Origin of the sequence: Streptomyces sp. NPDC047017 (genome assembly GCF_040644175.1) — a bacterium.
Classification (GTDB): Bacteria; Actinomycetota; Actinomycetes; order Streptomycetales; family Streptomycetaceae; genus Streptomyces.
This window is the reverse complement of record NZ_JBEYVW010000008.1, coordinates 59490-72028: the sequence shown is the minus strand read 5'-3', so window position 1 is coordinate 72028 and position 12539 is coordinate 59490. Positions and strand designations below refer to the sequence as shown.

The following is a 12539-nucleotide window of genomic DNA, read 5'->3' as shown; positions in this document are numbered from 1 at the left end:
GTACGCATGCGCGACCCCGATCGCATGGCATCAGGATCGGGTGTCTCCTACCCTCGAAGCGAGGGCACCCGCATGTAGCCCCTGCATCGCATGTGGCCCCGCTTCTTCCGGGCACATGCACACTCACCAGGACATGCGCAGGGACGTGCACAGGAAGGGAGCCCAGCATGGCATTCGACCCCACCGATCCCGAGACGTTCGCGGACGGGGACGCGACCGAGAACGCGGCGGAGATCGGTGTCGAGGCCCCGGAGGGCGATGCCGCCGAGCAGCACGCGGACATCGCGCCCGAGGACGACGACCCGCTGACGGACGTGGACCCCGGCCGCGGCAACGAGGCCGACCTCGTCGAGCAGGCGCGGGTCGTGTCCCTGGACGAGGACGACTACCGCTGACCGGGCGGCCACCGCCGGCCCGGCGCCCGCCGCGACCACCCCGGCCCCGTGGACGCGGGAGACCGCCGCGGGACAGCGGCGGCGCACGCTCCTGCCCGGACTGGGTCTCTTTGAAACCGTCTTCGCCGCTTTCGTCACCGTCCGCTCCGTGAAATTCTGCGTCCGCACCGCGCACAGGACGGTTACCGAAAAGTACGATGGCGGCGCGGCGCACACCGCGCAGGGACGACTTTGGGAGGCGGCGTGACAGCCATCGAGCAGACAGAGGCGGCACGCCCGCGAGGCACGCGCCTGCCGCGCCGTGCCCGGCGGAACCAGCTGCTGGGCGCCGCCCAGGAAGTCTTCGTGGCGCAGGGCTACCACGCGGCCGCGATGGACGACATCGCCGAGCGCGCCGGAGTCAGCAAGCCCGTGCTCTACCAGCACTTCCCGGGCAAGCTCGACCTCTATCTGGCGCTCCTCGACCAGCACTGCGAGGCGCTGATCCAGTCGGTGCGCAGCGCGCTGGCGTCGACCAGCGACAACAAGCAGCGCGTGCGGGCCACGATGGACGCCTACTTCGCGTACGTCGAGGACGACGGCGGCGCCTTCCGGCTGGTCTTCGAGTCCGACCTGACCAACGAGCCCGCCGTGCGCGAGCGCGTCGACAAGGTCACCACCGAGTGCGCCGAGGCGATCTGCGAGGTCATCGCCGAGGACACCGGCCTCTCGCGCGCCGAATCGATGCTGCTCGCCTCGGGCCTGGGCGGCCTCGCGCAGGTGGTGGCCCGCTCCTGGCTGCACAGCGACCGCAGTGTCCCGCGCGACCAGGCGGTCCAGCTGCTGACCTCGCTGGCGTGGCGCGGTATCGCGGGATTCCCGCTGCACGGCAGCGACGCGCACCACTGAGCCGCCGGCGTGCGCACCCCTGCCTCCGCCCCCCCGGCTCCCGCCCCCTGCTCTCGCCGTTGTTCCCGTCCGGTGTTCGCTCGTGGCGTTCTCCGGCGGAGCATGTCCGTCCCCTCACCGGGCTAATGTGTCGGGGTACGGCGCGTAAGGTCGCGCACTTCACTGACCGTCGGAGGGACATAGCCGTGGAGGTCAAGATCGGCGTGCAGCACGCGCCCCGCGAGATCGTTCTGGAGAGCGGTCAGAGCGCCGAGGAAGTCGAGCGGGCGGTGGCCGAGGCACTGGCCGGCAAGTCGCAGCTGCTGACCCTCGTGGACGAGCACGGTCGCAAGGTGCTGGTGCCGGCCGAGCGTCTCGCCTACGTCGAGCTGGGCGAGGCGGCCCCGCGCAAGGTGGGCTTCGGGGCGCTGTAAGGCACGAAGGCGAAGAGGGGCCCGGCGGTCGATGACCGCCGGGCCCCTCTCCTGTCCCCCTGCTCCCCCTGTCCCCCTGTCCCCCCTGTTCTCCCGATCTTCACAAAGGACTCACAAACGGCCCACAGGGGAGGGTTGCATTCCGCAGGTCAGGGGTATGACGGCCAGTGACCGCGGCATCGGCCGACCGTGTGGGAGGGACCCGTGATTTTCTTGGAGGCGCTCGGCTCCGCAGCGCTCGGTCTGCTGCTCGGCTGGGCGGCGGTCCGCCGCCTGGCGCACCGGCTGCCCTCGCGGCTGCTGGTGCTCTCCACCGGGGGCGCGGGCGCCCTCTTCGGCGACTTCGTCACCCACAGCGCGCTGGGCGGCTCGGGGTCCGTGCTGTCGAGCCTGCTCGGCGCGGCCGTCGTCTCGGCCGCCTCGCTCTCCCTGCTGCTGCGCCCCGCGGGAAGACTGCGCCGGCGCTCGGCGCCGGCCTGATCCGGCACCGGCGGCGGCACAGCCTCTGACCACCGACCCGCCCCCGCGGCGATCCCCGGTCCCGCGGCGATCCCCTGGCCCGCGAGGGGTCAGGCGGCCAGTCCCAGCGCGGCCATCCGCTTGGTGTGCGCCTCGGTGATGCGGGTGAACATCCGGCCGACCTCGGCGAGGTCGAAACCGTCCGCCACGCCGCCGACGAGCATCGTGGACAGCGCGTCCCGGTCGGCCACGACCCGCTGCGACTGCGACAGGGCCTCGCCCATCAGCCGCCGCGCCCACAGCGCGAGCCGGCCGCCCACCCGCGGGTCGGCGTCGATCGCGGCGCGCACCTTCTCCACCGCGAACCCGGCGTGCCCGGTGTCGTCGAGGACGGCCAGGACCAGCTCGCGGGTGTCGGTGTCCAGGCGGGCGGCGACCTCCCGGTAGAAGTCACTGGCGATCGAGTCGCCGACGTACGCCTTGACCAGGCCCTCCAGCCAGTCCGACGGCGCCGTCTGCCGGTGGAAGCCGTCGAGCGCGGCGACGAAGGGGTCCATGGCCGCGGTCGGCTCCGCGCCGATCTCCGTGAGCCGGTCGCGCAGCCGCTCGAAGTGGTGGAACTCGGCCGAGGCCATCTTCGCCAGTTCCGCCTTGTCCGCCAGGGTGGGCGCCAGCTTGGCGTCCTCCGCGAGCCGTTCGAACGCCGCCAGCTCCCCGTACGCGAGCGCGCCGAGCAGGTCCACGAGCGCGGCGCGGTACTGCGGGTCGGCGGCGGCCGTCGCCCAGTCCTGGGCGGCGATCCCGGTGCGTTCGGCGGGTGCGTCGGCGGCCTGGTCAGGCTTGTCAGAGCTCGTCATGCAGCGCACAATAGCCCGCTCACCGAGCCCCCGAACGCCCCGGCCGAGCAGTGTGACGACGACTACGTGACCGAATCGGCCATCGCGTGTGCGCGATTCCGGGGTATGGTGGTAATGCGCCTGCTGAGTACGCCGAGGCTTCTCGACGCACACCGACAGGCCGCACGCATGAGGATGCCCGGTCGGAGGCCCGATCGGCTCCGACCCGACAGCCCTCCCTGACCGTACGCCTCGACGCGTACGACGATCGGAGGGACACCCTCAGCGGTACGAGCGCTGGCGCTGTCCCGAGGACAGCTCCTCAGAGCGTCGGTAGAGGTCCCGTGCCACACGGCCGGCCTGAGCGGTTCGCCCGTACGGCCGCCGACGTCCCCGGCACGGTCCGACACGACCCCCGCGTTCGCCTCGCACCGCACACACAGAAGAGGCAGCACCCTGACTACGACGTTCCGAGAGCTCGGAATCCTTCCCGAGACCGCCGAGGCCCTGGAGGCCGTCGGCATCATCACCCCCTTCCCCATTCAGGAGATGACACTCCCCGTGGCCCTGTCGGGCACGGATGTCATCGGCCAGGCCAAGACCGGCACCGGCAAGACGCTCGGCTTCGGCCTTCCGCTCCTGGAGCGCGTGACCGTCCCCGCCGACGTCGAGGCCGGGCGCGCCAAGCCCGAGGCCCTCACCGACGCCCCGCAGGCGCTCGTCGTCGTCCCCACGCGCGAGCTGTGCACGCAGGTCACCAACGACCTGCTGACCGCCGGCAAGGTGCGCAATGTGCGGGTCACCGCGATCTACGGCGGCCGGGCCTACGAGCCCCAGGTCGAGGCCTTGAAGAAGGGCGTCGACGTGGTCGTCGGCACCCCGGGCCGGCTGCTGGACCTGGCCGGCCAGAAGAAGCTGAACCTCAAGCACGTCAAGGCCCTCGTCCTGGACGAGGCCGACGAGATGCTCGACCTGGGCTTCCTGCCCGACGTCGAGAAGATCATCGGCATGCTGCCGGCCCGCCGGCAGACCATGCTGTTCTCGGCCACCATGCCGGGCGCGGTGATCGGACTGGCCCGCCGCTACATGTCGCAGCCCACGCACATCCGCGCCACCGCGCCGGACGACGAGGGCACGACGGTGGCCAACACCACCCAGTTCATCTACCGCGCGCACAACATGGACAAGCCCGAGATGGTCGCGCGCATCCTGCAGGCCGAGAGCCGCGGGCTCGCGATGGTCTTCTGCCGCACCAAGCGCACGGCGGCCGACCTCGCCGACCAGCTCAAGCAGCGCGGTTTCGCCTCCGGCGCGGTCCACGGCGACCTCGGCCAGGGCGCCCGCGAGCAGGCGCTGCGCGCCTTCCGCAACGGCAAGGTGGACGTCCTCGTCTGCACCGACGTCGCCGCCCGCGGCATCGACGTCGAGGGCGTGACCCACGTCATCAACTACCAGTCGCCGGAGGAGGAGAAGACGTACCTGCACCGCATCGGCCGCACCGGCCGCGCGGGCGCCAAGGGTACGGCGATCACCCTCGTCGACTGGGACGACATCCCGCGCTGGCAGCTGATCAACAAGGCGCTGCAGCTGGACTTCAACGACCCGCCGGAGACGTACTCCACCTCCCCGCACCTCTTCACCGACCTGGGCATCCCGGAGGGCACGAAGGGCATCCTGCCGCGTTCCGAGCGCACCCGCGCCGGGCTGGACGCGGAGGAGCTGGAGGACCTCGGCGAGACCGGCGGCCGCGGTGCGCGCGGTGCGCGCGGCGGCGGCCGGGGCGAGCGCGGTGACCGTGGTGAGCACGGTTCCCGTGGCGGTCGCTCCGAGGAGCGCACCACCGACCGTGAGCGCCCGGCGCGCACACCGCGTCGTCGGCGCCGTACCCGCGGTGGTGCGACGTTGGACCCGTCCGCCACGCCTTCGGGTACGCAGGCCAGCGGCGCGCCCGCCGAGGCCGCGTCGGTCGAGCCTGCCGCCGCCGACGAGACGACCGCCACCCGGACCCCGCGCCGCCGCCGTCGCACCCGCAACGGCGCGTCGGCGCAGCCGGTGGCCTCCGCCGCGCCGGTCACCGCCGAGCCGCAGCCGGCGCCCGCCCCCGCGCGGAGTCCGGAAGCCGTGGTGACGGCGGTGGAGGGCCAGGCCCTCGACACGCCGGAGGCCGCGGAGAAGCCGCGCCGCCGCCGGACCCGCGGCAAGTCGGCGGAGCCCGTGGTGACGCCGACCGAGGCGGCTGCCCCGGTCGTCGCGCAGGCGCCGGAGGCGCCGCAGGCCCCGGTGGCGGTCCCGGCCGAGGCCGAGGTCGCCGCCCCGGCACCGCGCCGCACCCGCAAGAAGGCCGTGCCCGCCGCCGAGGCGGCCGTGGCCACGGCCGAGGGCACGGACGCCGAGCCGGCGGCCAAGCCGAAGCGCGTCCGCAAGGCCGTCGCCGAGGTGGCCCCCGCGGAGACTCCCGCGGCCGCCGAAGCCGCCGTCGAGACGGCCGAGGCCACCGAGGCCAAGCCGCGTCGCCGTACGCGCAAGGCCGCGGAAGCCGTGGAGTCGGTGGAGACCGCCGCGACGCCGGAGACGGCGGAGTCGGTGGAACCGGTGGAGGCCAAGCCGAAGCGCGTCCGCAAGACGGCCGCCGCCAAGGCAGCCCCCGTCACCGACGACGCTGCGGCGGAGGTCAAGCCCAAGCGCACCCGCAAGGCCGCCGCCACCAAGGCGACCACCACGGAGGCCCCCGCAGCCGCCGAAGCCGTCGTCGAGACGGCCGAAGCGGTGGAGGCCAAGCCGAAGCGCGTCCGCAAGACCGCCGCCACCAAGGCCGCGACCGCCACGGACGACACCGCCGCCGAGGCCAAGCCCAAGCGGGTCCGCAAGACGGCCGCCGCCACCAAGGCGACCACCGCCGAAGCCGCGGCGGACGCCGTAGCGACGGCCGAAGCCGCCGAGGCCAAGCCGAAGCGGGTCCGCAAGACCGCCGCTCCCAAGGCGACCACCGCGGAGAGCGCCGAAGCCGCGGCGGACACCGTCGCCACGGCCGAGGCCGCCGAGGCCAAGCCGAAGCGCCGTACCCGCAAGACCGCCGCGAGCACCGTGGCCGTCATGCCGGAGATTCCGGCGCAGGCCACCGGTGAGCCGGAGGCCAAGCCGCGCCGCCGGACCCGCAAGGCCGCCGAGACCGCTGACGCGGCCGAGGCGACGGAGGCGAAGCCGGTGGTGCGCAGGGCCCGGAAGGCGGCCGCCGTGGCGGAGTCCGCGGAAGCCTGATCCCGGCGGCGCCCCGCGACCGTACGGTCCGACGGCCCGGCTCACCTCGTGTGGGCCGGGCCGTCGGCGTTCGCGTCCGCCGGCCCGATAACCTTCACCGCATGAGCAGGCCCCCGACGTTCACCCCGCCGCCCGGTGCCCGGGCCTACCGGCTGCGCACCGCGCGCGGCGAGTTCGCCGTCGTCGACGCGCCCGCGGCGCCCGGTGCCGAGCCGAGAGGCACGGCGCTGCTCGTGCCCGGCTTCACCGGGAGCAAGGAGGACTTCCATCCGCTGCTGGAGCCGCTCGCGGCGCGCGGATACCGGACCGTGGCCGTGGACGGGCGCGGGCAGTTCGAGTCGGAGGGGCCCGAGGACGACGAGTCGGCCTACGCCCAGGACGCCCTGGCGCGGGACGTCCTCGCCCAGGCGGCCGCGCTCGGCACGCCCGTGCATCTGCTCGGGCACTCCCTCGGGGGACTCGTCGCCCGGGCGGCCGCGCTCCTCGACCACTCCCCCTTCTTGTCGCTGACCCTGATGTCCTCCGGCCCGGCGGAGATCTCCGTGCCGCAGCAGCAGCGCGTGAAACTGCTGCGGGACGCGCTGGCCGTGCACTCGATGGCCGAGGTCTGGGATCTCATGCAGCTGATGGAGACACCCGCCGACACCGACCCCCGCACCGCCACCGGCACCGGCACCCCCGCCGGCACCGGCACCGACGGCGGTCTCGCCCTCGATTCCGGCGCCCCCACCCAGGCGGACCTGCGGCGTCGCTGGCTGGGCACCCGGGCCGCCCAGCTCATCGTCACCGGGCACCAGTTGTGCGTGGAGCCGGACCGGGTCGCCGAACTCGCCGCGCTCCCGCTGCCGTTCCATGTGCTCTCGGGCGCCCGGGACGACGCCTGGCCGGTGCCGCTGCTGGACGGCATGGCCGTACGGCTCGGCGCGCGCCGCACGGTCGTCGAGGGCGCCGAGCACTCGCCCAACTGCGACCGGCCGCTCGCCACCGCCGAGGCCGTCGCGGACTTCTGGGACAGCACCGGCCGGTAAGCCGGGCGGCCGGCCCTACACATCTGAAGAGAATTCCTGATTCAGAAGACTAGTACTGCGCCTGGAGGTGGTCCCAGAAGCCGTCGCGCAGGGCGCGGCGCAGGTCCGCCTGGCCGCGCAGCGAGTACTGGAGCAGGCCCTCCGCCTCGACCAGCAGGTCCTGGTCGACCGAGCCGGGCAGATAGGGGTGGCCGGGCAGGAGTTCCCCGAGGCTGTCCCGGCCGCGCGCCGCGAGCCACTTCGCGGCGATCTGCGCGCCGACGAAGCGGACGTCCTCGCGGGTGGGGCGGGTGGTGCCCGCCGGGTCGTAGGTGACCGCTGTGCGCCGGGAGACGTAGGGCTTGAAGAAGTCGAGGTCGAGGGTGCGCTGGCTGTCGACCTCCCACAGCAGGGGCTCGGCCTGGTTGCGGCCCTCGGGGGCCTCGATGCCCCACAGGTGGACGCGGGCCCCGTAGCCCTGGGCGGCCTCTACCGCGGAGACCAGGTCCTCGTCGCCGCCGAGCAGGGCGGCGTCGCTGATGGCGCGGTGCCGGGCCAGGGACTCCAGGTCCGAGCGGATGAGGGAGTCGACGCCCTTCTGCTGGTTGTTGGCGTTGAGGTTGCCGAGGCGGACCTTGACGTCGGGCAGTTCGGCGATCGACTGCTGCTCGGCGGTGTGGATACGGCGCCGGGCGCCGTCGTACCAGTAGACGCGCAGCAGCCGGCTGTCGGCGAAGACCGTGCGGGCCCGGTCGATGAGCGCGTCGATCAGGCCCTCGGCGTCCAGGTCGAAGGCGCGCCGGTCCTCGGTGCCGGCGACCAGCCGGCCGGCGGCGGCGTACAGGTATCCGGCGTCGACGAAGATCGCGTGGGTCGAGGGTGTCTTGGCCACCTCGGCGAGCATGCGGACCAGCAGCTCGTTCGTGCGGTCGATGCGGGCGGCGAGCGCCGCGCGGTCTTCGTTCCTGGCCTCGTTCATCACCACCATCATCCCGTCGGTCACACAGCGAGTACAACCGGCCCCGAACGGTCGGTCCGGGGGCGGCGGACCGGCACTCATTAGCCGCTCGAAAAATTTCCTTAGCGTAGGGAATGTTTGCCACCTGCATCTCGTTGTACCCATACGGAACGCAGGGCATCTCCGCCACGCGCACCACCATCTCCGCACCGACCATCTCCAAGTAATTCTCCGCAGGAGGATGACCAGACGAAGGGAGAAGCCCATGCGCTTCGAGATCATGCGACTCGACGAGGTCGACGGCACCACCGTGGACAGCACCGTCGTGGACGCCGCCTCCGTCAACCGGATCGTGCAGCAGGCCGCCGCAATCGGCCAGCGGCTCTGGATCCGCCCGGCCGACAGCCCGGCTTCATAGCGCCGGACCGTTTCCGATCGCCCGGAGCCCCCGCAGGCGCACCTGACGCGCGCCTGCGGGGGCTCCGTGTGCCGAGCGGGCGTCCGTGTGCCGAGCGGGCGTCAGGCGCCCCGGACCACCTGGGTGATGCCGTTGATGATCTGCTGCACGGCGATCGCGGAGAGCATCATGCCGGCAAGACGCGTCACCAGGACCACACCGCCGTCCTTGATGACCCGGATGATCAGCAGCGAGTAACGCATCACCAGCCACAGCACGACGTGGATCGCGAGGATCGCCGACCACACCGAGATCTGCGAGCCGACGCTGTCGGCCTTCTGCACGGCGAGGATGACGGACACGATCGCGCCGGGCCCGGCGAGCAGCGGCATGCCCAGCGGGACCAGGGCGACGTTGACGTCCTTGGTCGCCTTGGGCTCGTCCGTCTTGCCGGTGAGCAGGTCGAGGGCGATGAGCAGCAGGAGCAGCCCGCCCGCGATCATCAGCGCGGGGACGGACACATGCAGGTAGTCGAGGATCTGGTGGCCGAGCACCCCGAACACGGCGATGACGCCGCCGGCCACGCAGACGGCCTGGAAGGCCATGCGCTTCTGCACCTTGCCGGGGCGTCCGGCGGTCAGCGCGAGGAAGATCGGGGTGATCCCGGGGGGATCCATGATGACGAAAAGGGTGAGGAACAGGGAGCCGAAGACGGCAGCGTCGAACATCGCGTGTACTGGCCTTGCTCATGTGCTGGGGAGAGGAAGCTGACGGAGCGTGCGGTGGGGGCGGGGCTCAGGCCGCGCCGGCCGTTCCGCCGGCCCCGGGCACGGGGAACGCCCCGGTGGCCCGCCGCGTGATCTCGCCGTACACGTCGGGGTGCGTGGTGAACTCGCCGAGCGGGACGGTCTTGCGGCTGCCGTGGTAGTCGCTGGAGCCGGTGACCAGCAGTCCCAGGTCCTTCGCCAGGCCGCGCAGCCGCGTCCGGGTGTCGGGGTCGTGGTCCATGTGGTCGGCCTCGATGCCGTCGAGGCCGGCGGCGGCCAGCTCGGCGATCCGGGACTCGGGGACCGTGCGGCCCCGCTTGGCGGCGGCCGGGTGGGCGAGGACGCAGACCCCGCCGGCGCCCTTGACCAGCCGGATGGCCTCGAACGGGTCCGTCTCGTGCTTGCCGACCCAGGCCCGGCCGCGGTCGGCCAGCCACTGGTCGGTGAAGGCGTCACCGACGGTGGCTACGACGCCCAGCTCCACCAGCGCGGTGGCGACGTGCGGGCGGCCGACCGAGCCGTCGCCCGCGATCCGCGCGACCTGCTCCCAGGTGACCGGCACGCCCAGCTCGTTCAGCTTGGCGATCATGCCCTTCGCGCGGGGCACCCGGTCGTCGCGGACCAGCTCGCGCTCGGCGAGCAGCGCGGGCTCCTCGGGGTCGAAGAGGTAGGCCAGCATGTGCATGCTGATGCCGTCGACGCGGCAGGAGAGTTCGGCGCCGGTCACCAGGGTGAGCCCGGCGGGCAGCGCGGCGAGCGCCTCGGCGTGGCCGCGGGTGGTGTCGTGGTCGGTCAGCGCGACGACGTCCAGGCCGGCCGCGGCGGCGTTCCGCACCAGTTCGGCCGGGGTGTCCGTGCCGTCGGACGCGGTGGAGTGGGTGTGCAGGTCGATGCGCACGACACGGACTCCAGGCGGTGACGGGACGGAAGGGGACACCCAAGGATAACGGGAGCCGGCGGATGCCCGGTCACAGCCGCATCCGCGGCCCGCCCCCTACAGTCCCGCGTTCCATCCCCCCGCAGGCGAGGCCGTCACGGCCGCAGCAGCCGCGGTGACAGCGCGCCGCACGGCACCAGTTCCAGTTCGGCGCCCGCGTCGCGCAGGTCGGCCAGGACCAGTTCGTCGTACATCAGCAGGCCCGACTGCTCGGGCCACACCACCGCCCACAGCCACAGCCCGCACGCCTCGCCCGCGAAGACGGCGCGGTCGGCGGGGGTGTCGGAGACGTGCCAGAGCGGGGTCGGCCGGCCGCCGGCCAGGACCTTGGCGTCCGGCGGTTTCTCGACGTTCAGGCAGAGGCCGGGGTCCGGGCCCTCGATGCCGGCGTAGCGCGCGCCGAGGCCGACGCCGAGTTCCTCGGCGACCAGGATCAGTTCGCCCATGCCGCCGAGCGGTCCGGGGCCGGAGCACACCACGGCGGTGGCGCGGCCGCCGCTGCGGTCGTCGCCCGCGCTGGCCACCCCGGTGAACAGCCAGCCGACCGGCAGCGGCCACGGCATCCACACCGGCACCTGAGTGCGCCGCACGACGACGCCGAGGGCCTCGACGCCGGGCGGGACCACGGGCTGCACCGGATGCACCGTCCCGTGCGCGGCGCACTGCCAGGAGTCATTGAAGAGGCCGGGAGCCCTGACCCGGCCACCGCACCTCGGGCAACTGGGTTCGCCCCTCATAGAGCCCCACGGTCCTACCCGGACCGCGCCGCGTCAAGGACGATCACCCGTCCGGGGGCAACGGCTGACCAGGAAGAACTAGATGCACCTTGCATTAATTAGCCGAGCTAACTTACTATGTGCATAAGCCAACCATCTACCCCTCCCGCTCAACCCCTCCCATCTCCCCCTCCCCTCCCCCTACCGTCCGGATTGGAGCACGCATGGACGTGGACGCGGACCCCTTCGACGCGGGCGCGGGCAGCCTCCTGCGGCAGCCGAAGGCAGTCTGGGCGACGGCCGGCGCGTCCGTCGTCGCCTTCATGGGCATCGGCCTGGTGGACCCGATCCTGCCCTCCATAGCCAAGGGCCTGGACGCCACACCGAGCCAGGTCTCGCTGCTCTTCACCTCGTACTTCCTGATCACCGCCGTGGCGATGCTGGTCACCGGCTTCGTCTCCAGCCGCATCGGCGGCAAGAAGACCCTGCTGCTCGGCCTCGCCTTCGTGGTGGTCTTCGCCGGACTGGCCGGCACCTCCGGCTCCGTCGGCCAGCTGATCGGCTTCCGGGCCGGCTGGGGCCTGGGCAACGCGCTCTTCGTGTCCACGGCCCTCGCCGTCATCGTCGGCGCGGCGGCCGGCGGCAGCGCGGCGGCGATCCTGCTGTACGAGTCCGCGCTGGGCCTCGGCATGGCCTGCGGCCCCCTGGTCGGCGCGCTGCTCGGCAACGCGAGCTGGCGCTACCCGTTCTTCGGCACCGCGTGCCTGATGGCCATCGGCTTCCTGTGCATCACGGTGTTCCTGAAGGAGCAGCCCAAGCCGGCCCGCAAGACCTCGCTCCTCGACCCGATCAAGGCGCTCGGCCACGGCGGTCTCGCCTCGGCGGCCGCCTCGGCGTTCTTCTACAACTACACGTTCTTCACCGTGCTGGCCTTCACCCCGTTCGTGCTGAACATGACGCCGTACAAGTCGGGCGCGGTGTTCTTCGCCTGGGGCCTGCTGCTGGCCGTCTTCTCGGTGCTGGTGGCGCCGCGCATGCAGGCGCGGTTCGGCTCGCTGAAGGTGCTCGGCGGCTCGCTGGTGCTGCTCGCCGCCGACGTGATCGTGCTCGGCTACGGCGACCACACCACCGCGATCGTGTGCACCGTCCTGTCCGGCGCGTTCATCGGCGTGAACAACACCGTCTACACCGAACTGGCGCTCGGCGTGTCGGACGCGCCGCGCCCGGTGGCGAGCGCGGGCTACAACTTCGTGCGCTGGTTCGCCGCCGCCGCGGCTCCCTACCTCGCGCCGAAGATCGAGGAGTGGAGCGACCTCCACATCCCGTTCGTGGTGGCCGGCGCGACCGCGCTGCTGGGCGCGCTGGTGGTCCTGGTACGGCGCCGGGCGCTCACCCACGAGGCGGAGGAGCTGGAGCCGCGCCACGCCACCGAGGACGGCGTCACCGTCTTCGCCAACTGACGCGTTCGGGCCATTCCCTGAGCGGGGCTCACCTCCGGCATCGCCTCG

The 12539-nt window shown here is 72.8% G+C and carries 13 protein-coding genes; 8 read left to right on the top strand and 5 right to left on the bottom strand.

Annotated features, from left to right (window positions below):
- Positions 1-167 precede the first annotated feature (167 nt).
- The 4 genes from ABZ858_RS15675 to ABZ858_RS15660 all read left to right on the top strand — a co-directional run bounded on the left by ABZ858_RS15675 (position 168) and on the right by ABZ858_RS15660 (position 2176).
- The gene (locus tag ABZ858_RS15675; RefSeq protein ID WP_361377397.1) at positions 168-395 is read left to right on the top strand and encodes a hypothetical protein; all 228 of its coding nucleotides are present in this window, start codon (positions 168-170) and stop codon (positions 393-395) included.
- 243 nt (positions 396-638) lie between these two features.
- Positions 639-1283, top strand: a complete 645-nt coding sequence (locus tag ABZ858_RS15670; RefSeq protein ID WP_361377394.1) for a TetR/AcrR family transcriptional regulator — start codon at positions 639-641, stop codon at positions 1281-1283.
- Between the two features lie 185 nt (positions 1284-1468).
- A complete protein-coding gene (locus ABZ858_RS15665; RefSeq protein ID WP_361377391.1) occupies positions 1469-1696 on the top strand; it encodes a DUF3107 domain-containing protein in 228 nt (75 codons plus the stop codon).
- 207 nt (positions 1697-1903) lie between these two features.
- Complete coding sequence (locus ABZ858_RS15660; RefSeq protein WP_361378008.1) at positions 1904-2176, top strand: hypothetical protein; 273 nt, start codon at positions 1904-1906, stop codon at positions 2174-2176.
- A gap of 89 nt (positions 2177-2265) precedes the next feature.
- Here the strand turns inward: ABZ858_RS15660 and ABZ858_RS15655 are convergent, their stop codons facing one another.
- On the bottom strand, positions 2266-3012 hold the full coding sequence (locus tag ABZ858_RS15655) for a ferritin-like fold-containing protein (protein WP_361377388.1): 747 nt from the start codon (positions 3010-3012) through the stop codon (positions 2266-2268).
- Between the two features lie 528 nt (positions 3013-3540).
- Between ABZ858_RS15655 and ABZ858_RS15650 the strand changes: the two genes are divergently transcribed.
- Positions 3541-6249: a DEAD/DEAH box helicase gene (locus tag ABZ858_RS15650; RefSeq protein ID WP_361377385.1), complete on the top strand. Its 2709-nt coding sequence runs from the start codon at positions 3541-3543 to the stop codon at positions 6247-6249.
- A gap of 101 nt (positions 6250-6350) precedes the next feature.
- Positions 6351-7277: an alpha/beta hydrolase gene (locus tag ABZ858_RS15645; protein ID WP_361377382.1), complete on the top strand. Its 927-nt coding sequence runs from the start codon at positions 6351-6353 to the stop codon at positions 7275-7277.
- Between the two features lie 49 nt (positions 7278-7326).
- Here ABZ858_RS15645 and ABZ858_RS15640 read toward each other — a convergent pair whose 3' ends face one another.
- Entirely contained in the window at positions 7327-8235 is a 909-nt protein-coding gene (locus tag ABZ858_RS15640; RefSeq protein ID WP_361378005.1) for an NYN domain-containing protein, read from the bottom strand.
- 244 nt (positions 8236-8479) lie between these two features.
- On the opposite strand from ABZ858_RS15640, the gene ABZ858_RS15635 reads away from it, so the two are divergent.
- Positions 8480-8632, top strand: a complete 153-nt coding sequence (locus ABZ858_RS15635) for a hypothetical protein (protein WP_361377379.1) — start codon at positions 8480-8482, stop codon at positions 8630-8632.
- A gap of 101 nt (positions 8633-8733) precedes the next feature.
- Here ABZ858_RS15635 and ABZ858_RS15630 read toward each other — a convergent pair whose 3' ends face one another.
- The 3 genes from ABZ858_RS15630 to ABZ858_RS15620 form a co-directional block, all read right to left on the bottom strand.
- A complete protein-coding gene (locus ABZ858_RS15630; protein ID WP_361377376.1) occupies positions 8734-9339 on the bottom strand; it encodes a MarC family protein in 606 nt (201 codons plus the stop codon).
- 67 nt (positions 9340-9406) lie between these two features.
- Positions 9407-10276 carry a PHP domain-containing protein gene (locus ABZ858_RS15625; RefSeq protein ID WP_361377373.1) on the bottom strand — a complete coding sequence of 290 codons (870 nt, stop codon included), beginning with the start codon at positions 10274-10276 and terminating at the stop codon, positions 9407-9409.
- 134 nt (positions 10277-10410) lie between these two features.
- Positions 10411-11052, bottom strand: a complete 642-nt coding sequence (locus ABZ858_RS15620) for a DUF6758 family protein (RefSeq protein WP_361377370.1) — start codon at positions 11050-11052, stop codon at positions 10411-10413.
- A gap of 203 nt (positions 11053-11255) precedes the next feature.
- On the opposite strand from ABZ858_RS15620, the gene ABZ858_RS15615 reads away from it, so the two are divergent.
- Positions 11256-12491, top strand: a complete 1236-nt coding sequence (locus ABZ858_RS15615; protein ID WP_361377367.1) for an MFS transporter — start codon at positions 11256-11258, stop codon at positions 12489-12491.
- Positions 12492-12539: the final 48 nt, after the last annotated feature.